Below are 25,304 nucleotides of genomic sequence, written 5' to 3' on the forward strand. Positions count from 1 at the left end.
AAATTATATCTTACTTTTTAAAAAAAGTACATCCCATACGCCATGACCGAGCTTATTTCCACGATTTTCATACTTTGTCAGTGGTCTTGCGTCAGGACGTGGGATAAAACCACCCTCTTTGTTGTAATTTGTCAACAAATCTACGGAATTAAAAACTTCCATCATTTGCTCTGCATAGTTTTCCCAGTCCGTTGCACAATGGATATAACCTTGTGACTTCAATCTTTTGGCCAATTCATACACAAATGGGGCTTTAATAAGGCGACGCTTGTGATGGCGGGCCTTGTGCCATGGATCTGGGAAATAAATGTGTACACCCGAAAGCGTCTCGGGGGCGATCATGTCGCGCACAATTTCCACTGCATCGTGCTGCATCACTCGCAAGTTGGTGATGTTATTGTCCTCAATGCGCTTAAGTAAAGCGCCCACACCCGATGTAAAAACCTCTACGCCGATGTAATTAATATCTGGATTTTGCATGGCAATTTTTGCGGTGGTTTCACCCATGCCGCAGCCAATTTCCAGCACAATGGGGTGATCATTGACAAAAATCCCCGCCCAATCCGCTGCACTTTTAAGTAGTTTATCGTAGGGAATGCCAAATTTTGGCAACATGGTTTCATAAGCGCGGCGCTGACCTTCTGAAAAGTGCCCTTTTCGATGAACAAAGCTTTTGATGTGGCCATAAATGGGGGTATCGGCAGAGCCTACTTCGGCCGATTCTGTCGTTTGACTTTGGGTCGCCTCATCCGTGTGAGCGTCTGGATGGATTTGTGTGTTCTGATCGGTGTTGTCTGTGTGGGTGTGGTTCATGGTTTGCTTTTGCTTGAGTTTAATTTGATGTGACTTGATGTCGCAGCATTGATCTGACAGCGACCCTCAAAATATACTTTTAATAAATTTAGGTTGAGATTTTACGCGAGAAAATAGATTGTGTTTAGAGTAGATTGCATTTAAAGTCAAACCACTTCCTTGCAAAGGAGCTCAACGAGTGCACCCATGTCACAGAAACAGGACAAACATCAGAAATGTAAACAAAATCAAACCATTGACTTTGAATCAACTGTTTTTTCTGTTCATTGAATGCAAAACCCCAGTCACACGGACTGGGGGATTGGTTTCGCCAAATGACAGCGAAAAAAGATTATTTCAAAGCATCGATGATGCGGGCACGAATCTCTTCAACTGCACCGAGACCCGACACTTTTCGGTATTGAGGGGCTTTTTCATCGCCACTGTCCGCCCACTTGCCATAGTAATCAACCAATGGACGCGTTTGCTCTTGGTACACATCCAAACGTTTGCGCACGGTGGCTTCCACGTCATCGGCACGAATGATGAGGTCTTCACCGGTCACGTCGTCTTTGCCTTCAACTTTCGGTGGGTTAAACACAATATGGTAAGTGCGACCCGAAGCTTCATGCACACGGCGACCGCTCATGCGCAGGATGATTTCTTCAGCAGGCACATCAATTTCAAGCACGTAGTCGATGGCAACATGGGCATCTTTCATGGCGTCGGCTTGTGGAATGGTGCGTGGAAAGCCATCAAACAAGTAACCTTGCGCACAGTCGTTTTCGGTTAAACGCTCTTTAACGAGGTTGATGATCAGATCGTCAGAAACGAGCTGCCCTGCGTCCATGACTTTTTTTGCTTCGATGCCGAGCGGTGTACCCGCTTTAACTGCAGCACGCAGCATGTCGCCCGTGGAAATTTGGGGGATACTGAAGTTTTCTTTGATGAAAGTGGCTTGAGTGCCTTTACCTGCGCCAGGCGGCCCTAAAAGAATAATACGCATGATGTCCTCAACAATTTATAAATTTTTACCGTGCGTCTCCAGCACGTTGGGCATGAACATTGCAGCCCCTTTAACCCGTAACCTTACCGCAGTCTGGCCTGCGGGTCAAGTCAGCAACCGCCTCGCACTTGCAAATAAGCCTCGACCAGTGCCACATCGGTGGGTTCATCGACCCCTGGCGCAGCGGCGGCATCACTGACATGAACAGCGATGCTGTGGCCATTGGCCAAGACGCGAAGCTGCTCAAGGCTCTCATATTGCTCCAAAATGCTGACAGGCAACTGACCATATTGCTTCAAAAAGCCAACCCGATAGGCATATATCCCCATGTGGCGCAAGGCGGGTAAATCGTGGGGTAAAGCGGTCAATGGCTCACCACCTGTTGCTCGCATGGCGTCACGTGGATAGGGGATGGGTGCACGTGAAAAATACAAAGCGCGGTTGTCGTCATCCAGTACAACTTTAACGACATTGGGGTTTAAAAAATCAGCGGCGCTGCTCAAGGCATGAGCGGCCGTGGACATGACGCTGTCGCTTGAGGCATGTAGGCGAGCCGCCACAGCCGCAACCAAGGCGGGGTCGATCGCAGGTTCATCGCCTTGCACATTGACCACGATGTCATTGTCATGCCACCCTTTTTCGACAGCCACTTGCGCAATGCGATCAGTGCCCGACGGGTGATCGGCATCGGTCATGTGGGCGAGATAGCCTGCATCGGTCACGCATTTAAAAATATCATCGTGGTCAGTGGCGACGATGACGCTGTCCGCCCCCGCCGCAAGGGCTTGCTCAACAACCCGCAACACCATGGCGCGCCCTGCAATTTCAACCAAAGGTTTGCCAAAAAAGCGTGTGCTGCCCATGCGAGCCGGGATGACGACGTGAAATGCGTGATTCATGATGCGTCAGCAGCAACATCGGCGACAGCATTCAATGCGATGGCTTGTTCGATCAACATGATCGGCATGCCGTCACGAATCGGGTAAAACAAAGCATCTGCGGTGCAGCTCAAACCCGCTGCACCTTCGTGCTCTGCCTGCGTCAATTCGCCTTTGCATTGAGGGCAACGCAACACATTCAACCATGATGGGTTTGACATAAATTTCCTATTTTTCGATGGATTGGACGTGTGTGTCCAATGGGTTAAAAATTTTTTACTGTGATGAACAGTCAATCAAGTCATCACGAGCCCAATCAATGCGGCTTGCTGGCTTTCTCCGCATTCATTGATTGTAACTGCTTTTTTATTCAACTCACAACGCGTGAACACATTCAAAATCACAAACCATCCGATCTTTGATTGTCAGGGTGCTTTGGATTCACGGAGGTTTGTGCAAGGCAAAAACACGGTTTGAGTCACACGCCACACGGCTTGCTGTGCGTGCAACCGCAATGCGATCAACTCAATAGACTCACTCCGAATGTTCAACACCTTGTAAACGATCAATCAAATATGTTTCTAAACGCTGCAGTTCGGGTGTGTTCAATACCTCTAAAGGCACCACCCACAGGCGGTCACGGTATTCAGGATTGTCTTGTATCACGTGTTGGTACTTCACTGCGTCTTTTTCAGTCATCAGCACATATTTCACATGGCGTGAATCCATGAGTTTAACAAATGCAGCATCAAACGAAAAATGATCAGGCAAGGCCATGGTGTGCCCAACAACATTATGTGCCTGCAACATTTTAAAAAACATTTCGGGCTGGGCAATACCAGCCAAAGCCAATGTGTCTTTACCGCCAAAAAAAGACAGCGGCAAACGGTGGCTTGGATCAAACAAACTGTAAGCGTCAGAAATATAGCTTTTGAACGAAAAATGATTGCGCTGCTTGGGGTCGAACACGGCCTCTTGGCGCGCCGCCTGAACTTCTGATAAGCTTTCACAACGCTGGTGCCAGACCACCGCATCGGCAGCAGCCAAACGCGACGGGGGTTCACGCAAAGGACCCGCAGGCAAACACCAGCCATTGCCTTTACCGCGCCGATCCATTACCACCACTTCAATGTCACGGGACATGCGGTAGTGCTGCAAACCATCGTCGCACACAATCACATCGACCTCAGGGTGCTTTTCACACAATGCACGAATCACCGCAGGCCGATCTGCACCCACCCAAACGGGGGCGTTGCTGCTGACAAGGTGCAGTAACGGCTCGTCACCCACTTCAGAAGGCAAACTGTTGCGAGTGACCTCCGTCGGTGCCACTTTGCCATCCGGCGATGATGCCCCGTAACCACGCGCCACAATGGCGGGATGGTATCCCGCCCGAAGCAAGGTTTTGACCAGCACACCGACCACCGGGGTCTTGCCGACACCGCCCACCAAAATACCACCCACCACCACCACGGGCACAGGTGCACGGTAAACGTCCAACACGCCCAAGCGATACGACAAGCGACGGATCATCACAACACACTCATACACCAATGACAGCGGCCACAATAAAGCGGTGCGCCAGCTTCTGGTTTGCCACAGGTTCAACCACCATGCTTCACGCTGAGCGCGTTCATGCGCTTCACTTTTGTCAGCAAAGCTTTTTTGTGTGCGCGTTGCTCGCGAGTGTTCGATCGGCTGTATCATGATTTATTGGGTTTCAGTTGTTTCGTTGATGGCCGCAGAAGCCAACTCAGAAACGTTATCCGATGTTGAGGTTTCGGGCAACTCATGTGATTCACTCAACCCGCTCAAATCATTTGACTTGAGTTCATCTTCCACAGGCACGGACACCGCATCCGTCGCAGAAACCAGTGGTGCCACAACATCAACAACCGACACACCCACAGTCAATGCCACCCAGTCCACACCAGACAAGCGAACCTTGAGCCGAGACTGCATGGGCAGCCCCTCAGGGAGGGTTGCACAAGGAATGTACAATGGCACTTGAGCCAAGCGCAGAACGCCGTCTTTGACCACAATCGCTTCGCCTTCATACACACCATCGTTCATGTGTTGATTGACCCACTGCAAGCACCAATATTTTTCCATCTTGTTTTGCTGCTCATTGTACGCTTTGTATTTTTCATCAAAAGCACTCATGCGCTTGAGCAAATCAATTTCTTTGGCTTTAAACGGTGCTTGCATCGGTGCCGTCACGCCATACTCAATCGCCGCCAACAATTGCATTTGATTGAACCAATCGGCATAACGGCGTAAAGGCGAGGTCGACCACATGTAGGCAGGCACGCCCATTGCCAAATGTGGTTGGGCATGGGTTGAGGTGCGCACACCGATGTTGCTTTGTGTGCGGAACAGCGCGGGAACACGCAAACCATCAAGCATCTGCGCCCAGTTCACATTGGCGAAAATCATCCACTCCGACACAATTTTATCAATCGGTGAACCGCGCATGCGTTGGCTGATAGTGACCAATTCATCACCCACAGGAACGGCTTCGATGGACTTATCGATCGTGAAGGAAAAATCAGCACGGTTGTTGTTCTCAGGTTTGCCGCGCATGGCATCGCGCTGCGCACTGAGTTTCAAAGCCCCCTGCCACAACACTTTCAATGCACTGGCATAGGCATAATCGCTGCGTTCACCATTCAAATCATCGTTGGTCAATTGCATTGCGGGCACATCGTGGCGCAAATTGGCGGCCATTTTGATGCGCTCCACTTTGCTTTCAACCTCACTCAATGGCACATCAGCATGCACATCCAGAGTCGCGTAAATCGACACAACGGGTTTAATCGTGCCTTCGTCCAAACTAAAGCATTGCACCCACGCATCTGGCAACATGGTGATTTTTTCACCTGGCGTGTACATGGTGGACATGCGATTCGATGCATGAACATCCGCGACATCATCGCGCTTGACCGCCAATGACGGTGCGGCAATGTGCACACCAATGCGATGACGCCCATCATTCAAAAGCTGCACCGAAAACGCATCGTCAATTTCGGTGGTCATGCTGTCATCAATCGAAAACACATCCAGTGCATCATTCAAAGGCAAATCATCGGCAGAAAACTGTGGCATCGGCAACTCAGCCGCGATGCCTTGCGGATAATGTTCAGCCAAAAATGTCGCTCGGTGCAGCTCAAATGCATTCTTGAATGCCCCTGCGTGCAACAGCGTTTGCGGAACGGTCAAATTCAAGTGCTCAGCAGCGGCCAAAACGGCTTTGTAGGTGATGTCATTGGCATTTTTCTTTTGTAAAATGGCATCGCGCATCTGCAGCACTTCAATGGGCGCACGCCCTGCCACCAACTCATCCGCCCACCCTGCCTGAATGCGCAAACGTTCCTCTTTTTTCGCCACCGCCGCCAATGCCACTTCAATTTGCTCTGCGGGCTGACGTGTGAATTGGCCTCGGCCTTTTTTCCCAAAATAAATCGGCGCCCCATGCAACACTTGCCACATCGCAGCTTGCTCCAACACACTCGCACTGCTGCCAAAATATTCACGCGCCAACTCGCCGAACTCAAATACGCCTTCGGGCGCGCACTCCCACACAAAAGGCAAATCTGCTTGTGCCACCATGTCGTCAATTTTCAGCGCAATCGCTTGGCTCGACGGCTCACTCACATCCCCTTGCAACAACACGTCTTTCAACTTGATTTTCAATAGTGACGAGCCTTGACCTTTCGCATGCACGTGGTGCTCTTTTTGCTCCATGACCTGCGCTGCAATCAACTTGCCTGATTGTTCATAAAAAATCGTGTTCATTTAAGCATTCACAGTATCAAAAACATGACGCACAACGTCGGGAATCGTTTTTGGTTTTTTTGTTTCAAAGTCAACACACACCATCAAAAGATGGCCGCGGCACACCACATCTTCACCCCGCACGATGGTTTGCTCCAAATACACCGATGCATTGCCCATCTTGGTGACTTGCGCTGTGGCGATCACTTGATCATCCAATGTCAACGGAGACAACCACTCCATTTCACACTTTCGAATCACAAAACCCACGCCCGTCTGGCGCGCCAACTCCATGTGATTCAAGCCCGCCTCACGAAACCACTCGGTACGCGCACGCTCAAAATACTTGAGGTAATTGGCGTGATACACAATGCCCAAGGCATCGGTGTCTTCAAAATAAAGCTTAATCGGTAAATGAAAAATGGGATGAGGCTTCATACAACTCCTGAGGTGCCATTGAGGCGATTACGATGATTAAAGGCCTGTAGCACACAGCCCACCATAAAAAAACGATATTTTAACACAGAACAATATGTTCAAAAGTGCATGGACTCGAGTACAAGCAATGACACACACAATGGCACAATCAATCCGACAGACAACCATATTGATGTGACTGAACCCGCTAAAACAGACTCACAACGCACTCAAAATACAGTCAAAATTCAACATGGATTTGATCACCCTCATCAATGGATGTGCACGCCACCCTCATGAAAAACGTCATAAAAACGTAAAAACCGCGGGCTTTTCGACCCGCGGTTGTCACCACGCGCATCCAAGAAACAGTGTTTAACATCAACACCTTGAATGCATTAAATCAACTTGCATTTCAACATCACTTTAAGGCTTCCTTTTTGGCAGTGTGTTGATAAAAACAATCAACTCACGAACCGTTTTCGCCTCAATCAACCAGCTCTCAGGGCGAAAGCGTTCGACCCGAAAAAGCACTTGCAACACAATTTCCCCCACATCTGCTGCACTTAACTTCAAATCCGAACGCAAACGATCACTGGGGTGAACAGGAAAACCAAGCCACAACTCCAACTGTTCATAAGTGGAACGAACCACCCATGCATTCACCACGCGCACATCAAACTGCCGTGCAAAATCAATCAAGTTGTCATTCCTTCGCGCATGCACATCAATCGCAGCTTTTGGGGACAATGCCACCCATAAAACCCCACCAACAAGCAACACCCCAATCGCGAATGCACCATGTTGCTCATACAACAACGCACCAGCACCCAGCACCACAATCAACAAAAAAACTTTCAACCAAAGCCCCGCCGCCCACACATCGTGTTTGGGCATACAACCCATTAATACTTTCATGACACCACCCTACTCAACCTAAACCGCCCCCACCAACTCACGCACCACTGCCGCCAAATTGACCCGCACGTGCGCCGAATCAGGCACCACGCCCGCCGCAAAGGCTTCACCGCCTTTCCCTGTCAACACAAGAAAAGGCTGACAACCTGCGCTTTGCGCAGCCATCATGTCATTCACCGTATCACCCACATACACAATTTCATTTAATGGCGTATCAAAGCGCTCTGCAATGTCCAACAACAACGTGGGTGATGGCTTGCGACAGGAGCACCCCGCATCCGCCGTATGAGGACAAAAGAAAATCGCTTCAATTTTTCCACCAGAAGCACTGACTGCATCATGCATTTTTTGATGAATGGCGTTCAAATCAGAAACACTCAAGTGCCCCAGCATGATGCCGGGTTGATTGGTCGCCACAATCACTCGAAAGTGCGCACGATGCAGGCTCGCAATGGCCTCCAAACTACCGGACAACGCCACCCACTCATCGGGCGTGCTGATCACGCCGCGCTCTTCGTTAATGACACCATCTCGAGATAAAATGATGAGTTTATTGCCTGTTTTTTCCACTTCATGCCCCTTAGAACACAAAACAACCACAATCAACAACGCCTACCACATAAGTGCAATTAATTAAGCAATCAATGCCCGCTTTTAACATCAGGCTCACGCCTCATGTCACGGTCAAACAGCCAAACATGAAATATCAGCCACGCCATTCATCAATTGAGCCAAATCATGCAACAGCTTCAAGCGATTGGCTCGCACTGCGGGGTCATCGGCCATCACCATCACGTCGGCAAAAAAGGCATCCACAGGCTCACGCAAGCTGGCCAATGCAGTCAGCGCCGTTTGGTATTCACGTTGCGCCAAGGCCTCGTGTACCGTGGGTCGCACAGCGGTCAAGGCCTGTGCCAAGGCTTGCTCAGGCGCTTCGCTCAACAGCGCATCATTGACACCCTCAGCAATGGCCTCTTCTTTTTCAGCTGCTTTGCGTAAAATATTCACACAGCGCTTATTCGCCGCGGCCAGATTTTGCGCCTCTGGCAGCACCGCAAATGCTTGAACCGCCGCCAATTTCTCCATCACCTCATCCAAACGATCTGGATTGTTCGACAACACCGCTTCAATCTGTGCAGGCGCATAACCTTGATCTTTCAGGAGGCCTTTTAAGCGATCAACCATGAAATTTTTGACCGCAACAACACTGTGTTTAACCTGTGCATTGCCATCAAACTGAGCTTGCACCGCATTCAAAGTGTCGGTCAAAGACAAAGGCAATTTTTTCTCTAAAATCATGCGCACCACGCCCAAAGCATGACGGCGCAACGCAAATGGATCTTTTTCACCTGTCGGTTGCAAACCAATGCCCCAAATACCGACCAAGGTTTCGAGTTTATCAGCCAAAGCGGTGATCAAGCCGATTTGCGTTTCAGGCAAAGCATCGCCTGCAAAACGTGGCTGATAGTGCTCCGCACATGCCGCAGCCACATCGGCTTTTTCACCATGGTGTGTTGCATAATAACGCCCCATGATACCTTGCAGCTCAGGGAACTCACCCACCATGTCGCTGACCAAATCGGCCTTGGCAATATAAGCCGCACGCTTGGCATCGTTCACATCGGCATTCAACGCCTCAGCCAAGTAAGCGGCCACGGCTTGCACGCGCGCCACGCGCTCACCCTGTGAGCCAAGCTTATTGTGGTAGACCACCGTTTGCAGCTTGCCCACCATGTCATCCAAACTGCGTTTTTTGTCTTGTTCAAAGAAGAATTGTGCATCGGCCAAACGCGGACGCACCACGCGTGCGTTGCCTTCAATGATCTGCTCGGGGCTGTCTGTCAAAATATTTGAGACCACCAAAAATTCATTCACCAACGCACCGTTGGCATCTGTCATGGCAAAGTATTTTTGATTGGTTTGCATGGTCAGAATCAAGCATTCTTGTGGCACTGCCAAAAAACCTTGCTCAAAAGACGCCTTATAAACCACAGGATACTCGGTCAGCGCGGTCACTTCGTCGAGCAAAGCCTCGGGCATAATCACCTGATGTGCACCTGCTTTGTTTTTTAACTGTTCATAAATGCTTTCACGGCGCACCTGAAAATCAGGCTCCACCATGCCTTGTGTGCGCAACACATGGGCGTATTCATGTGCATTTGGCACATTGAGGTTCTTTTCACCCATGAAGCGATGACCATCGGTCACACGATCGGATTTGACGCCAAACACAGTCAAAGGCAACACATCCGCACCAAACAACACCAATGCACGCTTCACTGGGCGCACAAATGAGACATCCTGCTCGGCGGTCGTACCCGCATGGATTTGATAGGTCATGACCTTGGGAATGGGTAATTTCGCAGCCACTTCGGTCAAAATGGCTTGCAATGCCTCATGCAACACAGCACCTTGTTGTGTGTAGCTGATGAAAAATACGTCTTGCTTGCCATCATTTTCAATCGCCAAATCCGCAGGCGTTTTATCCGCAAAACCCATGGCCGTCAGCTTTTTAATCAAAGATGCAGAGGCATTGCCTTCTTTGTCCAAGCCCACAGAGACCGGCAAGATTTTATCTTTTTTCATTGAATCGGCCGCCTGTGCCACCACGCCAGAAATCAGTACCGCCAAACGGCGTGGGGTTGCATACGCATGCTTTTTCGCGTCTTTATCCACCAAACCGAGCTTCACCAATGCATCGTGCACACCATTCGAGAATGCAGTGGAGAGCTTTTCCAAAGCTTTAGGAGGAAGTTCTTCAGTGAGGAGTTCAATCAATAAATCTTGGGTTGTCATTGCAAACTTTCTTTGTTCTATCATTTTACAGTCATGTTTTACAGTCATTCAGTTTTGGTTTTTCATTGAAAAACCATAAATCAATCACCGTGACATAGGCTGGCTAAAACACCTCATTGGCCAACCGCAGTGTGAATTTAAAAAGGTGTTCTTCGCCAATTCGATGAACACCTTTTTCCAACAGACAACTGAAAAAATTACTTCGCAGTCATCAATGCAACAGTCGTGTCCAACATGCGGTTAGAGAAACCCCATTCGTTGTCGTACCAGCTGCCCACTTTAACCAAGCGACCCGACACTTTGGTCAGGCTTGAGTCGTATGAAGACGATGCGGGATCGTGGTTGAAGTCAACAGAAACCAATGGTGCATCGGTGTACTGCAAAATGCCTTTTAACGGGCCTTCTGAGGCAGCGGCTTTCATGATGCTGTTGATTTCTTCGACACTGGTGTCACGCGCGGCGATGAAGCTCAAGTCAACCAAAGAGACATTGATGGTCGGTACACGAATCGCGTAACCATCCAATTTGCCGTTCAATTCTGGCAACACGAGGCCAACCGCTGCGGCTGCACCTGTTTTTGCAGGGATCATGCTCATGGTGGCTGAGCGTGCACGGCGGATGTCTTCATGGTACACGTCGGTCAAACGTTGGTCATTGGTGTAAGCGTGAATGGTGGTCATCAGGCCAGAAACCAAACCGATGGTGTCATTCAATGGCTTAACCAAAGGAGCCAAGCAGTTGGTGGTGCATGATGCGTTTGAAATCACTGTGTCAGTTGATTTCAAAATGCCTTGATTCACACCATAGACAATCGTTGCGTCAACGTCTTTGCCACCAGGTGCAGAGATGATGACTTTTTTCGCGCCACCGATCAAATGTTTGCTAGCGGCTTCTTTAGTAGTGAAAAAACCTGTGCACTCCATCACAACGTCCACACCCAACTCTGCCCAAGGCAATTTGGCGGGATCACGCTCAGCCAATACTTTGATTTTGTCGCCATTGACCACGATGTAATCGCCGTCAACGGTTACAGTGCCAGGGAATTTGCCATGCGCTGTGTCGTATTGTGTCAAATGTGCGTTGATGGTGGCATCGCCGAGGTCGTTGATCGCCACGATTTCGATGTCATGCTTCTTGCCACCTTCGTAATGAGCGCGTAAAACATTGCGACCGATGCGGCCATAGCCGTTAATTGCAACTTTGATTGTCATGCTTTTCTCCTAAATTAAAAAAATGTGCCCTCTTTTTTATGTGGGTGAATCATGCCGCGTCACCCCCGCGTTGCTTCAAAAGTGGTGCAGCAGTTGTAGCCGTTGTGCGTGATGTTTCACACAATGCATTGAAACCGCTGCATGCTGCTTTTGAAGTTACTTTTGCAACACAGACAAAGCGGTGTTGACCACATTGTCGACAGTGAAGCCAAACAATTTGAACAACTCACCCGCTGGTGCAGATTCGCCAAAACGTTCCAAACCAATCACGGCGTTGCAGTGGTAGCGCCACCATGTGTCCGTCACACCCGCCTCAACGGCCACACGAGCCACACCTTCGGTCAAAACACTTCGCTTGTAAGCGGCCGACTGGCGGAAAAACACATCTGCGCAAGGCACAGAAACGACACGGGTTGACACACCTTTGCTGGCCAAAACGTCTGCCGCTTTAACGATCAAGTCCACTTCAGAGCCAGTGGCCATCAAGACGATTTGTGCAACCTCTTCATCCGCTTTCACATCGCGCAAGACATAACCGCCTTTGGCGATGTTTTTGGTTTGCGTGGCGTTGCGTTTCATGAACTGTAAATTTTGTCGGCTGAAAATCAAAGCGGCGGGACCATCTGCGCGTTTAATCGCTTCGCCCCAAGCGGCGCCTGATTCAGTTGTATCGCAAGGACGCCACACGTCAAGGTTTGGAATCAAACGCAATGAAGCAACCTGTTCAACGGGTTGGTGTGTGGGGCCATCTTCGCCCAGACCAATGGAGTCATGCGTGAACACAAACAAAGTGCGAATTTTCATCAGTGCAGCCATGCGCAAGGCATTGCGCGAGTAGTCTGAGAACGTCAAGAACGTGGCGCCAAAAGGCAAATAACCACCGTGCAGGGTAATGCCGTTCATGATCGCGCTCATGCCGAATTCACGCACACCGTAATTGATGTGATTGCCCCAGCTGTCCGCACGCACAGGCTTGCATTCAGGCCAATTCGTCAAGTTTGAACCTGTCAAGTCAGCAGAGCCGCCCAAAAATTCTGGTAAGGCTTTGGCATATGCCGTGATGGCATTTTGACTGGCTTTGCGAGTGGCGATGGTTTCGGCCTTTTCTACGCATTGCTTGAGGTAGGCTCCCATGACGGCATCAAAATCAGCAGGCAACTCACCTTTCATGCGGCGCGTGAACTCAGAGGCTTCAGTTGGGAATTTTTTGGCATAGGCATCAAATGCTTTTTGCCATTTGGCTTGTGCCGCTGCGCCTGTGTCTTTACTGTTCCAATCATCGTACACGTCTTGCGGTACAACAAAGGGCTCGTACGCCCAACCAATGGCAGCACGGGTGGCGGCGATTTCGGCTGCGCCCAAAGGTGCGCCGTGAACTTTATCGGTATCCGCAAAATTTGGTGAGCCTTCACCGATGCGGGTTTTACAGCAAATCAAGGTTGGACCTTTGTCCGCTGCGGCGTTGGCATTGGCTTGCTCAATGGCTTTGGCCACCGATGCGGCATCATGACCATCAACCGCACGGATGACATTCCAGCCATAGGCTTCAAAACGTTCAGGCGTGTTGTCGTGGAACCACGGGGTCACGCGACCATCAATCGAGATGCTGTTGTCATCGTACAATGCGATTAATTTAGACAAACGCCACACACCTGCCAACGATGCCACTTCATGGTTGATGCCTTCCATCATGCAGCCATCACCAAGAAACACAAACGTTTTGTGGTCAACGATGGTGTGGCCTTTTTTATTAAATTCTTGGGCCAGCAGTTTTTCGCTCAGTGCCATACCGACTGCATTGGCAATGCCTTGGCCAAGAGGGCCCGTTGTGGTTTCAATGCCATCGGCAAATCCATATTCAGGATGCCCCGCTGTTTTTGAATGCAGTTGGCGGAAATTTTTAATGTCGGCCATTGACAGACTGTAGCCCGTCAAATGCAACAAAGAATAGAGCAACATCGAGCCATGACCATTCGAGAGCACAAAACGATCGCGATCCGCCCACTTTGAATCCGCAGGGTTGTGCTTGAAGAAACCATTTTCTGGGCTCCACAACGCTGTCGCGATGTCGGCCATGCCCATCGGCATGCCAGGATGACCTGAATTGGCTTGTTGAACGGCGTCCATCGACAAGGCGCGAATGGCATTGGCCATTTGTTTGGTATTGGCTGACATAGTTTGCACTCTCATAAAATTAACAAAACCCCATCATTTTAACAGATGCATTCAAGGGATTGGGGTAATATAAACCTGTTTGTGGTAATTTTTCAATCACCTCCAAATCCCCCTTCACCACGAACAAATATGCGTGGCAATATCCCCTCAAGCACACCCCCTAAAAAAAGACTGAAAGACCCAAACTATGAGCATCTCATTTTCACTTTGGCTGACTTATGTTGCAGCCGTACTCATCATTTCAGGCACGCCAGGGCCAAACATGCTGCTTGCCATGACCCAAGGCATTCGTTTTGGCTTACGCCCCATCTGGCCCACGTTATTGGGCGCGGTGTGCGGCGTGTTGGTTATTCTGTGCATGTCCATGAGCGGGCTGGGCGCAATTTTGAAAGCTTCAGAGCAATTGTTTGCGGTGGTGAAATGGGTGGGTGCCGCATACTTGATCTATTTGGGCATTCACATGTGGCGCACCAGCGACTCGATGAGCAACACCCCAGAAGAAACACACACGGTGAGCATTCAAGCACCATCAATCATTGTTCAATTCCGTACGGGCATGGCGGTGGCAATGTCCAACCCAAAAGCCATTTTATTTGGCTTGGCATTTTTCCCTCAATTCATCAACGCCGATGCACCTTTGCTGCCACAGGCCATCATTTTACTCACAACGTTTGCAACCATTGAAGTCTCATGGATGTGTGTTTATGCATTGGGCGGCACTCAACTGTCAAAATACTTGGCCTCACCCTTGCGCATGCGACGCTTCAACCGTGCATCGGGCTCTGCATTTATCCTGGCAGGACTTGGATTGGGATTGTTCGGTAAAAGCAAATGAACAAACAAATGAATAAAATAAGCTAAAAACAGTGAACATAAACATAAAGTTACAAACTATAATTATACACAACGAACCAATCATGAACATCGAAAGTAAGGTGTCATGAGCCCGTTAAAAAACAATTATATGGAGCCTTTATGAGACATTGTGTGACCATTGTCGCTTTATTATTCAACGCACTACCCATCCACCCAGCACATGCCCAAATCCAGCAATCCGCCAGTGCGCCACCGACGGTCATTGCGAACAGCGCCGATGAAGCCTTTGATGCCGATTTTGCAGCGTATATGCTGGGCACAAGCTGCACAAAATTCAAACGTGACGATCAATGTGTGATTGCCTTTTTTGACAAAAAAGACCAAAAAATCAACACGCACACCCATGCTGTACATTACCGCGTGTTGTACGGTAAAAATAACAACCTGTACATCGGCCAAGACTTTTACGCATCAGGGCAAAAACAAACCAATGTCTACTTCGCACGTTCGGAAACGGGGCTATTGAACAGCTGGTACAACAACGACTTGATGTTCGAGGGCAATGTCAAAGGCTACACCACAAAAGGCGAGGTTTATTTTGACAACAATTACCGAAACGGTGTTGAAACCGAATCCAGTCATTTGAGCACGCCCCCAGAGATAAACGCCACACCAAAAAGCAACACCGCACCATAAAAAAACGGCTCATCATGAGCCATTTTTTAAACATCGCACAAAGCCAATTAAGCCTGCAAACATTTTAAGGTCGATCCGGCAAAAATGAAGGCTTGTTTTTTCCGTGTATTCTTACTTGTTCCGATCACGCTTGTACGCCAACACCAGCAAAACCAGACCCGCCACAATCATCGGCAAGGACAACAATTGCCCCATCGACAAATTGAACGTCAACAAACCCAAATAATCATCGGGCTCACGTGCAAACTCAGCCAGAAAACGCAACATGCCATACCCCACCAAAAACACCGCCGACACCGCCATCATCGGGCGAATTTTGCGCGCATAAAACCACAGGATCACAAACAACAACAAACCTTCGCCTGCGAATTGATACAACTGTGAAGGGTGGCGTGGCAGCAAACCAAATTGCTCAAACGCCTTGGCCAAATTCACGTTATCCAAAGCCTGTGGATTTTTGGCCAAGTAATCTTGATCTGCGCTTTGTGCGTGTGGAAACATCATCAACCATGAGTAAGCTTTATCTGATACGCGCCCCCACAACTCACCATTGATGAAATTACCAATGCGCCCAGAAGCCAAGCCCAAGGGCACGAGCGGCACGATAAAATCGACCACCTCCCAAAACTTGCGCTTGGTATTGTGTGCATACACCGCCATTGCAGCCATCACACCCAAGAAACCACCATGAAACGACATGCCACCTTGCCAGACTTTTAAAACATCTTGCGGATTCGCCAAATAATAATCAGGTTTGTAAAAAATCACATAACCCAATCGGCCACCCAGCACCACACCCAACACGCCGTAAAATAAGATGTCATCCAACTCCAAAGGCTTAAAGCCAAGCAATGGCATTTTGCGCGCACGGTATTTGCCCAGCATTAAAAACATCATAAAAGCCGCAAGGTAAGTCAAACCATACCAATGAACAGGCCAACCAAACACTTCAAAAGCCACAGGGCTAAACTGAGGGTGCATCAGGGGCATATCAATCCTTAAAAAGAAAACGTACCATTGAACCCTGTCCAAAACATGGGCTTTACGGTAAAATAACACAGCTAAGACATTGTACCGATGTCGCCCCATTTTTTCAGCCGTTTCACATACTAAAAGACGAAAGATTAAAATGTCAGACCAAAAAAACCCCGGCACAGAACGCTCATCCCACGTGACACAAGGTGTTGCACGCAGCCCAAACCGTGCCATGTATTACGCAATGGGCTACCAAGAAAGCGACTTTAAAAACCCAATGGTGGGCATTGCCAATGGTCACTCGACCATCACACCGTGCAATTCAGGTTTGCAAAAGCTCTGTGACGCTGCGGTGGACGCGATCAAAGCCGCAGGTGGCAACCCACAGACATTCGGTACACCCACCATTTCCGACGGCATGAGCATGGGCACTGAAGGCATGAAATACTCGCTCGCCTCGCGCGAAGTGATTGCTGACTGCATCGAAACCTGCGTCAATGGCCAATGGATGGATGGTGTTTTGGTCATCGGCGGCTGCGATAAAAACATGCCAGGCGGCATGATGGCAATTCTGCGCACCAATGTCCCCGCGGTTTACGTTTACGGCGGCACGATTCGCCCGGGCCACCACAAAGGCAAAGATTTGACCATCGTGTCGGCATTTGAAGCCGTTGGTCAATTCACTGCGGGCAAAATGAGCCAAGAAGATTTTGACGGCATCGAACGCCACGCCTGCCCGACATCAGGCTCGTGCGGCGGCATGTACACCGCCAACACGATGAGTTCAGCAATTGAAGCCATGGGTATGAGTTTGCCCAACTCTTCAATGATGGCCAACCCAGACCAAGAAAAAGTCGACTCAACCGCAGACTCAGCACGCGCTTTGATGGATTGCATCCGCAATAACCTGCGTCCATCGGACATCGTGACCAAGAAAGCCATTGAAAATGCTGTCGCCGTGATCATGGCCACGGGCGGATCGACCAATGCCGTTCTGCACTTCCTCGCCATCACCCATGCCGCCAACATCGACTGGACGATTGATGACTTTGAACGCATGCGCAAAAAAGTCCCCGTATTCTGCAACCTCAAACCATCGGGCGAATACGTCGCCACCGATTTGCATCGCGTTGGTGGCATCCCACAAGTCATGAAAATGTTACTCAATGCGGGTTTATTGCACGGTGATTGCATGACCGTTACAGGCAAAACAGTCGCTGAAAACTTGGCCAATGTCCCCGACATGCCACCCGCAGATCAAGACGTGATTTTGCCTTTGGACAAACCACTGTATACAGAGGGTCATTTGGCGATTCTCAAAGGCAACCTCGCCCCAGAAGGCGCAGTGGCCAAAATTTCAGGATTGAAAAATCCAGTCATCACAGGCCCAGCCCGCGTGTTCAACGACGAGCAATCGGCCATGCAAGCCATCCTTTCCGATCAAATCGTTGCAGGTGATGTGGTGGTCTTGCGCTACCTCGGCCCCAAAGGCGGCCCAGGCATGCCTGAAATGCTCGCCCCAACAGGCGCACTGATTGGCAAAGGCTTAGGCGAATCGGTTGGCTTAATCACCGACGGCCGCTTCTCAGGTGGCACATGGGGCATGGTGGTCGGTCACGTCGCACCTGAAGCTCATGTGGGCGGCTTGATTGGCTTGATTGAAGAAGGCGACGCCATCACCATCGACGCACACCAATTGCTCCTGCAACTGAATGTGGACGAAGCCACCATTGCCGCCCGCCGTGCCAACTGGGTGCAACCCAAACCACGTTACACACGAGGCATTTTAGCCAAATTTGGTCAACTCGCTTCAACCGCCTCAAAAGGTGCGGTGTTAGACGCCGAAATCAATTATTGATCCACCCGTTGATTTTAGCTCTCACCCAACGGTCGAAGGCATCAAACATACAATACAACCGCCCACAACTTATGGGCGGTTGTGTGTTTTAATGACCATGACCTCCATGAACGCAAACCAACATCCCCCAATAAAAACAAAATGTGAGCCTCACCGTCAACCAAACCGCCAACCCAAGCTTTATAATACCAACGCCGTCAAACACAACCGCAGGACAACCATGAAACTCAAATTCACCGCCCTCTGCCTCATCGCCGCCAGCACCTTTACAGGTTTAGCACATGCGAATCCAACAGACATCGCCAAAGCCAACAAATGCTTTTCATGCCACTCGTTGGACAAAAAAATCATCGGCCCCTCATATCAAGACATTGCTCAAAAATATGCGGGTCAAGCGGGTGCGGACATTAAATTAGCAGATCGCATGCGCAAAGGTGCGGTGGGTGTATGGGGCAGCGCACCCATGCCCGCCTACCCAGACATCTCGGATGCCGACCTGAAAACAGTGGTGAAATGGGTGTTGTCTCAATAAATCAAACGTTCATGTGTCCAACCCGCATAAAAAAACGCCTCGAATCATCGAGGCATTTTTTTATATTCGTTACTCCGCATGACGATGCAAATATCGAACAGCGCACAGCACCACACACACACCCGACAGGGCAAAACACACCAAAGGTAAAACCAAACCTTGCACGCCAAAATGAGAAATAGCCCCTGCAAACAAGGGCGGGCCGACTGTTGAGCCCACATTAGCCAACTGTGCCAAAGCACCATTGGCGCGCACTTGAAACCATTTATCATGGCTCAAATAAGGGATCAAGGCAAAAGACGCGCCGCCCGACAAACCGCCCAAAAACATCAACACCAAGGCCACGGCAGACACGCCAACCCCCGCCTGTACACTCATGAAAAAGACCACACCAGCGGCAGCCACACTAAAAAAAGCAGACGCCAACAAACGAAACGGTGGGATCAACGACTGCGCCAACCAGCCCGCAGAAAAAGTCCCTAGGATGCTCAACACAGGCAGCAAAGGCGCCAACCACGCCCGATCATCCCCCACAAACTTGGGAATAAACGTCATCAATGACACCGAAGTCGCGGTATAACACATGAAGCTCAAACCAGGCAAAATCGCTTTAAATTGCTGATACACCTCAATGTTTTGACGAAACAACGTTGATATTTTAGGCAAATGGCACGTGTCCTGCTCATGCCCATCGGTTTTCAAAGTGAGCCTCACCAGCAGCCACATCATTGAAATGAACATTGCCTGCGCCACCAACAGACCGCGCACACCAAAATGAGCCACAATCGACGGCGCACACAAGGAAGTTAATGCAAAAGCCGCACCAAAAAATGTGCTCCACAAGCCAATGGTGATGGATCGATGTTGGGGGGCGCTGTTCGCCGTGATTAAAATTGGGGCAATCACGATGATGACCAAATGGGATACACCTTCAAGCAAACGTGTGATAAAAAACAGGGGATAAGGCAACATTAAGGTTTGCAGCAAGGACAGCACCGCCCCCAAACCCAGCCCCATCAAGAGCAAACGGCGAAAGCCAACCGCATGAGCAAATAAGCCCGCCGTCACACCAAACAGCAGCCCGCTCATGCCCACAATGGACAAACTCCAACCCAACTGAGCGGGTGTCACCGCATAAAAAGCCAGCAGATCATCAAACCCAAGCGACACTTTCGCAAACTGCATGGCAGCGGCGAGGCCACACAACCACAGCAAAGCGATCCGAGGCCAATGGGTGTGCATGGGTGAATTCTGCGGCATGTGATCCTATTAAGAGTTTGGCCGTGGCAGCCTGCGCGTGCACATGCGACAAACGCTGCAACCACCGCCGTCTTTATGCACTCAAATTAATGGCATGTTCCCGCGTCTCATGAAACACGATGTCGGGATGGCGCTCACGCATGATGTCCAAATTCACACGGTGATTGGCCAAATAAGTCAAATTGCCCGCCGCATCTTCGGCAAGGTTATTCACTTGCGACTTTTCAAACTCAGCCAATTTAACCTTATTCTCACAACTCACCCAACGCGCAATGTTGGTTGAGGGTGATTCAAACACACAGTCCACGCCGTATTCACTCATCAAGCGATGTGCCACCACTTCAAACTGAAGCACACCCACCGCGCCGAGCACCATGTCCCCCCCATTGAGCGGTTTGAACACTTGTACCGCGCCCTCCTCACCCAGCTGCTGCAAGCCTTTTTGCAATTGTTTGATTTTCAAAGGGTTTTTAATCCTCGCAACGCGAAACAGCTCTGGTGCAAAAAAGGGAATGCCCGTAAAAGCCAACTGCTCGCCTTCTGAAAACGTGTCACCAATTTGAATATTGCCGTGATTCGGGATGCCAATGATGTCGCCAGCAAACGCCTCTTCAATGATCTCACGGTCATGTGACATGAATGTGACAACTGAATTCGCCGCCATGTCACGGTTCAAGCGCAAATGCTTCATTTTCATGCCGCGCTCAAACTGCCCTGAACACACCCGTAAAAACGCAATGCGATCGCGGTGTTTCGGATCCATATTGGCTTGAATTTTAAAGATAAAACCAGAAAATTTTTCTTCGGTCGGCACCACTTCGCGCACAGTCGCATCGCGCGATGCAGGTGCAGGCGCCCAGTCGATCAGCGCATCCAAAATTTCGCGCACACCAAAATTATTAATTGCGGAGCCAAAGAAAACTGGCGTCAATCGCCCTGCAAGAAACTCTTTCAAATCGAACTCATGTGACGCACCTTTGACCAACTCAATGTCCATGCGCAATTGCGCCGCCTCGTCGGCAAACAACTCATCCAGTCGCGGATTGTCCAAACCTTTGATGATTTCCACATCCAAGTTGATTTTTTCACCACCCGCTTCGAACAAAAACACTTCGTCGCGCAACAAGTGATACACCCCTTTGAAGCTGCGTCCCATGCCAATCGGCCACGTGATCGGCGCACAATTGATTTTCAACACCGACTCGACCTCATCGAGCAAGTCCAATGAATCACGCACTTCACGATCGCATTTATTCATGAACGTCACAATCGGCGTGTGGCGCAAACGACACACATCCAACAGCTTGATGGTCTGCGTTTCCACCCCTTTGGCCGCATCAATCACCATCAAACCTGAGTCGACAGCGGTCAGCACACGGTAAGTGTCCTCGGAGAAATCTTGGTGACCTGGGGTATCGAGCAAATTGACCGTGTGGTCTTTGTACTCAAACTGCATGACCGATGAAGCCACAGAAATACCGCGTTGCTTCTCAATGTCCATCCAATCCGAGGTGGCAAATTTACCCGTTTTTTTGCCTTTAACGGTACCCGCCTGTTGAATCGCACCAGAAAACAACAACAGTTTTTCGGTCAACGTGGTTTTACCCGCGTCAGGATGGGAAATAATGGCGAAAGTACGGCGATGCTCGACTTCGTGGCGAATGCGGTTTAAATCTGCGGACATGGGGATCAATCGGTAAATAGGAAAACGGCTATTTTACGTGAAAATAGCCGTGATAGCGAATCTCAAATGCCAATCAAATGTTTCATGCCATAAAGCGCGCACAGCACAACAATGAAACGCTCAAAAAATTCAAAAATCATTCAACCGGTTTTGGCGCACTCGAATGGTCTGAAGCCTTTTCATCGTCCGATTTTCCATCAGGAACCACCGCGCTGACCGCAGCCGCACCGACTTTAACTGTGGTTTTCACAGCCGTTGCAGCCACAGACACTGCGGCATCCGCAACAGCAATCACCGCACAAGCAGACAACGCAACAGGCATCGCCAAAACTACAACCCATTTCACCACAGAACGGGCATGCAACCCGTTGATATTTAAAATCAAAATAAAACCCCTATCCATTCATCAATTTATCATTCATTTACAAGCATGTCGCAGAAACATTCAAAGCCAAATTCATTCGACCTTGAACAATCAAAACATCATCGCCGCTCAAACCGCTCAGGCCCAAAACAATACGCCGCCACTTCAAACGCATTGTCACGATAAAAACGCCGCCCATGCAGCACTTGCCACACGCCGTTGCAGACATACGCCAGCGGCAAAAAAATCCCCCAGCGCTCGGTCTGCCGCACATGCTCGTACTCATGCGCGCCACAATAGCACATTTTTTTCAAATCCCTCGCCAACACCACATGCCCAAACGTCGCCGCATACATGCTGCCCAAAGGATGCCGCTGCAACCACACATCCAACCAGCCACCCCATGCACACAACGCACCCGTTGAACCGATGCGCAGCCACGCCACCTTCGGTCGGCTGGGCACAGCCAACAGCAACACCAGCAAACCAAACACGGTGATAGGCAAAGCCCACAACCATTTGAGCAGTTTCAATAATCGTTTCAACACAGCGCAACCATCCTTTATCCCCACGAGTTATGCGATAATACCCCATTCATTCTATCCATTGGCTCCCATGCTCGCAAAAATCACAGGCACACTCCTCGAAAAAAAACCACCGCAGGTCACCATCGACACGGCATATGGCCTCGCCTACGAGATTGACGTGCCCATGAGCACATTGTATACCCTGCCCAATGCAGGTGAAAAAGTCACACTGTTTCTGCATTTCGCCATCCGAGAGGATGCGCAGCAACTGTTTGGCTTCGCCACCGCCGCAGAGCGCAGCAGCTTTCGCATGTTGATCAAAATCAGCGGCATCGGCGCACGCACGGCACTTGGCATTTTATCGGGACTCTCCTCTGACGACCTGCAACAGGCCGTCCTCGCGCAAGACATCTCGCGCCTGTGCAGCATTCCGGGTATCGGCAAAAAAACCGCCGAACGCTTGGTGCTTGAGCTGAAAGACAAACTCAAAGGCACAAGTTTCAATTTCACCGAAGCCGCCACCGCCCCGCACTCTGAGCGCGATGACATCAGCCTCGCCCTCGCCGCACTGGGCTACGCCGACAAAGACATACAAGCCGCCCTCAAACACGTTCCCACAGATGTGGGTGTGAGCGCCGGGATACGGGCGGCATTGGGCTGGCTGTCAAAGTGATGTTTGCTTAAAACTTAACAGTAAGCAATAAAACGCTGACCTCAATCGGTCATGACAATAGGCCAACAGGCCACGTGAGCACGGCCAAAAGGACGATTAAAAGCTGAGCTTGAGGACAAATCAACCGACACATGATGTCTTTATCATGGTCTTTTTATAACAGGTATCCACGATGATTTTATACGGCCATCACGAATCAGGTCATTCATATAAAATACGCACCTTTCTGCTCATGGCCAACATCCCACATGAGTACCGCTGGATAGACCTCACATTACCGCGCAAACAACGCCCCGCAGAATTTCAAGCCACCAGCAAATTTGGTGAGGTGCCCGTGCTGATTGATGAGGCACATACACTGTGCCAATCAAATTCGATCTTGATGCACCTTGCCCAACAGCATCACATGTTCTGTGGAACACCCAATGAATGGCACACCATCACAGAATGGCTGTCATGGGAAGCCAACCGCATCGGTTTCTCCTTGCCCAATTTGCGTTTCAATATGCGCTGGAATCCGCAGCCCGAAGCGGTCATGACTTATTTACGCGAGCGTGTTTTAAGTGACTTGAAAATCCTTGATCGCTTTTTAAAAGACACTGAATTTCTAACCACATCAGGCCTGACAATTGCAGACATCAGCTGCTCGGCATATTTGTTTTGGTTGAACCAAGTGGACTTGGATGTGACGGATTATCCGAACATTGAGCGGTGGTTGTTAAAAATTCAGGCCACACAAGGCTGGCAATCGCCCGAAATGGCAATGAAACCAAATGACTCAAACCATTAAACCCAACTCATAAATCCAGCACAAGCTCACCACCTTACAAAGTAAACCACCATGAGCACCATAGTCACCGACGACTTTTCCCCTGAAGACTTTCCCAACCGTGTGGCAGACATCAAGCCACCTCGGGAGGAAGAGCAGATTGAACGTGCCTTGCGCCCGAAGTTACTGGACGATTACGTCGGGCAGCAAAAAATCCGAGAGCAGCTGGATATTTTCATCGGTGCGGCGAAGTCGCGCCATGAAGCGCTCGACCACACCCTGCTGTTCGGCCCGCCTGGTTTGGGTAAAACCACGTTGGCGCACATCATTGCCCGTGAAATGGGTGTGAACCTGAAGCAAACCTCAGGGCCGGTGCTTGAACGGGCGGGCGATTTGGCTGCATTGCTGACCAATTTGGAGGCAAATGATGTGTTGTTCATTGATGAGATCCATCGTTTATCACCCGTGGTCGAGGAAATCTTATACCCGGCATTGGAAGATTACCAAATTGACATCATGATTGGTGAAGGCCCTGCGGCGCGCAGCGTTAAGTTGGATTTACAGCCCTTCACATTGGTGGGGGCGACCACGCGGGCGGGGATGCTGACCAATCCATTGCGCGATCGTTTTGGCATTGTCGGTCGTTTGGAGTTTTATAATGTCGCTGAGTTGACCCACATTGTTCGCCGTTCGGCTGGCTTGCTGCATTGCGAGATGGACGAAGAAGGTGCGGTTGAAATCGCTCGCCGTTCGCGTGGCACACCGCGCATCGCGAACCGTTTGCTGCGCCGCGTACGCGATTATGCTCAGGTGCGTGCGGATGGCGTCATCAGCAAAGCGGTGGCGGATGCGGCGCTAAAAATGTTGGATGTCGATCCTGTGGGCTTGGACATGATGGATCGTAAGTTGCTTGAGGCCATTTTGTACCGATTTAACGGCGGCCCTGTCGGTTTGGACAATCTGGCCGCGTCCATCGGCGAATCCAAGGACACCATTGAGGACATCATTGAGCCGTATTTGATGCAACAAGGGTATTTACAACGCACCCCGCGTGGTCGCACCGCCAGTCCGATGACGTTTGCGCATTTTGGCGTGGAAATGCCCGCAGATGGCGTGCAATGAGCACAAAAAAACACATCAACACAATGTGATCGCTCAGCATGCCCCTGTTTTGTGATCAACG

General features: G+C 49.9%; 25 protein-coding genes. 8 read left to right on the plus strand and 17 right to left on the minus strand.

The features are described from left to right. Positions 1–3 precede the first annotated feature (3 nt). A complete protein-coding gene (gene trmB / locus DTO96_RS11590) occupies positions 4–690 on the minus strand; it encodes a tRNA (guanosine(46)-N7)-methyltransferase TrmB (RefSeq protein ID WP_373277843.1) in 687 nt (228 codons plus the stop codon). Here trmB and DTO96_RS13000 point away from each other — a divergent pair. After that, entirely contained in the window at positions 661–846 is a 186-nt protein-coding gene (locus DTO96_RS13000) for a hypothetical protein (RefSeq protein WP_225972507.1), read from the plus strand. The genes trmB and DTO96_RS13000 overlap by 30 nt on opposite strands. Before the next feature lie 298 nt (positions 847–1,144). Here the strand turns inward: DTO96_RS13000 and adk are convergent, their stop codons facing one another. The 11 genes from adk to tkt all read right to left on the minus strand — a co-directional run bounded on the left by adk (position 1,145) and on the right by tkt (position 13,967). Then, complete coding sequence (gene adk / locus DTO96_RS11595; protein WP_114563645.1) at positions 1,145–1,798, minus strand: adenylate kinase; 654 nt, start codon at positions 1,796–1,798, stop codon at positions 1,145–1,147. Positions 1,799–1,908: 110 nt separating this feature from the next. After that, a complete protein-coding gene (kdsB, locus tag DTO96_RS11600; protein WP_114563646.1) occupies positions 1,909–2,697 on the minus strand; it encodes a 3-deoxy-manno-octulosonate cytidylyltransferase in 789 nt (262 codons plus the stop codon). Then, the gene (locus DTO96_RS11605) at positions 2,694–2,897 is read right to left on the minus strand and encodes a Trm112 family protein (protein ID WP_114563647.1); all 204 of its coding nucleotides are present in this window, start codon (positions 2,895–2,897) and stop codon (positions 2,694–2,696) included. Before DTO96_RS11605 ends, kdsB begins: the two co-directional genes overlap by 4 nt. 313 nt (positions 2,898–3,210) lie before the next feature. Continuing rightward, the gene (gene lpxK / locus DTO96_RS11610) at positions 3,211–4,383 is read right to left on the minus strand and encodes a tetraacyldisaccharide 4'-kinase (protein WP_114563648.1); all 1,173 of its coding nucleotides are present in this window, start codon (positions 4,381–4,383) and stop codon (positions 3,211–3,213) included. 3 nt (positions 4,384–4,386) lie between these two features. Further along, on the minus strand, positions 4,387–6,471 hold the full coding sequence (locus tag DTO96_RS11615; RefSeq protein ID WP_114563649.1) for a ribonuclease catalytic domain-containing protein: 2,085 nt from the start codon (positions 6,469–6,471) through the stop codon (positions 4,387–4,389). After that, positions 6,472–6,888 carry a tol-pal system-associated acyl-CoA thioesterase gene (gene ybgC, locus DTO96_RS11620; protein ID WP_114563650.1) on the minus strand — a complete coding sequence of 139 codons (417 nt, stop codon included), beginning with the start codon at positions 6,886–6,888 and terminating at the stop codon, positions 6,472–6,474. It abuts the gene before it with no gap. A gap of 405 nt (positions 6,889–7,293) precedes the next feature. Continuing rightward, the gene (locus DTO96_RS11625; protein ID WP_157964433.1) at positions 7,294–7,785 is read right to left on the minus strand and encodes a hypothetical protein; all 492 of its coding nucleotides are present in this window, start codon (positions 7,783–7,785) and stop codon (positions 7,294–7,296) included. An 18-nt stretch (positions 7,786–7,803) separates the two neighbouring features. Then, positions 7,804–8,355 carry a D-glycero-beta-D-manno-heptose 1,7-bisphosphate 7-phosphatase gene (gene gmhB / locus DTO96_RS11630; RefSeq protein WP_114563652.1) on the minus strand — a complete coding sequence of 184 codons (552 nt, stop codon included), beginning with the start codon at positions 8,353–8,355 and terminating at the stop codon, positions 7,804–7,806. A 114-nt stretch (positions 8,356–8,469) separates the two neighbouring features. Beyond that, complete coding sequence (glyS, locus tag DTO96_RS11635) at positions 8,470–10,581, minus strand: glycine--tRNA ligase subunit beta (RefSeq protein ID WP_114563653.1); 2,112 nt, start codon at positions 10,579–10,581, stop codon at positions 8,470–8,472. 197 nt (positions 10,582–10,778) lie between these two features. Next, positions 10,779–11,792, minus strand: a complete 1,014-nt coding sequence (gene gap / locus DTO96_RS11640) for a type I glyceraldehyde-3-phosphate dehydrogenase (RefSeq protein ID WP_114563654.1) — start codon at positions 11,790–11,792, stop codon at positions 10,779–10,781. Between the two features lie 156 nt (positions 11,793–11,948). Further along, positions 11,949–13,967, minus strand: coding sequence for a transketolase (gene tkt / locus DTO96_RS11645; RefSeq protein WP_225972508.1), 2,019 nt, complete (start codon positions 13,965–13,967; stop codon positions 11,949–11,951). A 187-nt stretch (positions 13,968–14,154) separates the two neighbouring features. Here tkt and DTO96_RS11650 point away from each other — a divergent pair, with 187 nt between their 5' ends. Beyond that, positions 14,155–14,802: a LysE family translocator gene (locus DTO96_RS11650; RefSeq protein WP_114563655.1), complete on the plus strand. Its 648-nt coding sequence runs from the start codon at positions 14,155–14,157 to the stop codon at positions 14,800–14,802. A 140-nt stretch (positions 14,803–14,942) separates the two neighbouring features. Continuing rightward, complete coding sequence (locus DTO96_RS11655; RefSeq protein ID WP_114563656.1) at positions 14,943–15,479, plus strand: hypothetical protein; 537 nt, start codon at positions 14,943–14,945, stop codon at positions 15,477–15,479. A 111-nt stretch (positions 15,480–15,590) separates the two neighbouring features. Here the strand turns inward: DTO96_RS11655 and lgt are convergent, their stop codons facing one another. Then, on the minus strand, positions 15,591–16,469 hold the full coding sequence (gene lgt / locus DTO96_RS11660; RefSeq protein WP_114563657.1) for a prolipoprotein diacylglyceryl transferase: 879 nt from the start codon (positions 16,467–16,469) through the stop codon (positions 15,591–15,593). Between the two features lie 139 nt (positions 16,470–16,608). Here lgt and ilvD point away from each other — a divergent pair, with 139 nt between their 5' ends. Next, entirely contained in the window at positions 16,609–18,312 is a 1,704-nt protein-coding gene (gene ilvD, locus DTO96_RS11665; RefSeq protein ID WP_114563658.1) for a dihydroxy-acid dehydratase, read from the plus strand. Between the two features lie 220 nt (positions 18,313–18,532). Further along, the gene (locus DTO96_RS11670; RefSeq protein WP_114563659.1) at positions 18,533–18,844 is read left to right on the plus strand and encodes a c-type cytochrome; all 312 of its coding nucleotides are present in this window, start codon (positions 18,533–18,535) and stop codon (positions 18,842–18,844) included. 69 nt (positions 18,845–18,913) lie between these two features. Here DTO96_RS11670 and DTO96_RS11675 read toward each other — a convergent pair whose 3' ends face one another. The 4 genes from DTO96_RS11675 to DTO96_RS11690 form a co-directional block, all read right to left on the minus strand. Continuing rightward, complete coding sequence (locus DTO96_RS11675) at positions 18,914–20,104, minus strand: MFS transporter (RefSeq protein ID WP_114563660.1); 1,191 nt, start codon at positions 20,102–20,104, stop codon at positions 18,914–18,916. A gap of 73 nt (positions 20,105–20,177) precedes the next feature. Next, complete coding sequence (locus DTO96_RS11680; protein ID WP_114563661.1) at positions 20,178–21,788, minus strand: peptide chain release factor 3; 1,611 nt, start codon at positions 21,786–21,788, stop codon at positions 20,178–20,180. Between the two features lie 136 nt (positions 21,789–21,924). Beyond that, positions 21,925–22,173 carry an NF038104 family lipoprotein gene (locus tag DTO96_RS11685; protein WP_225972509.1) on the minus strand — a complete coding sequence of 83 codons (249 nt, stop codon included), beginning with the start codon at positions 22,171–22,173 and terminating at the stop codon, positions 21,925–21,927. Between the two features lie 98 nt (positions 22,174–22,271). After that, a complete protein-coding gene (locus DTO96_RS11690) occupies positions 22,272–22,700 on the minus strand; it encodes a hypothetical protein (RefSeq protein ID WP_114563662.1) in 429 nt (142 codons plus the stop codon). A 67-nt stretch (positions 22,701–22,767) separates the two neighbouring features. Between DTO96_RS11690 and ruvA the strand changes: the two genes are divergently transcribed. The 3 genes from ruvA to ruvB all read left to right on the plus strand — a co-directional run bounded on the left by ruvA (position 22,768) and on the right by ruvB (position 25,243). Next, a complete protein-coding gene (gene ruvA / locus DTO96_RS11695; RefSeq protein WP_114563663.1) occupies positions 22,768–23,352 on the plus strand; it encodes a Holliday junction branch migration protein RuvA in 585 nt (194 codons plus the stop codon). A 172-nt stretch (positions 23,353–23,524) separates the two neighbouring features. Next, positions 23,525–24,142: a glutathione S-transferase family protein gene (locus tag DTO96_RS11700; protein WP_114563664.1), complete on the plus strand. Its 618-nt coding sequence runs from the start codon at positions 23,525–23,527 to the stop codon at positions 24,140–24,142. Between the two features lie 51 nt (positions 24,143–24,193). Beyond that, a complete protein-coding gene (gene ruvB, locus DTO96_RS11705; RefSeq protein WP_114563665.1) occupies positions 24,194–25,243 on the plus strand; it encodes a Holliday junction branch migration DNA helicase RuvB in 1,050 nt (349 codons plus the stop codon). The last annotated feature ends 61 nt before the right edge of the window (positions 25,244–25,304 follow it).

The organism is Ephemeroptericola cinctiostellae (assembly GCF_003339525.1).
GTDB lineage: Bacteria > Pseudomonadota > Gammaproteobacteria > Burkholderiales > Burkholderiaceae > Hydromonas > Hydromonas cinctiostellae.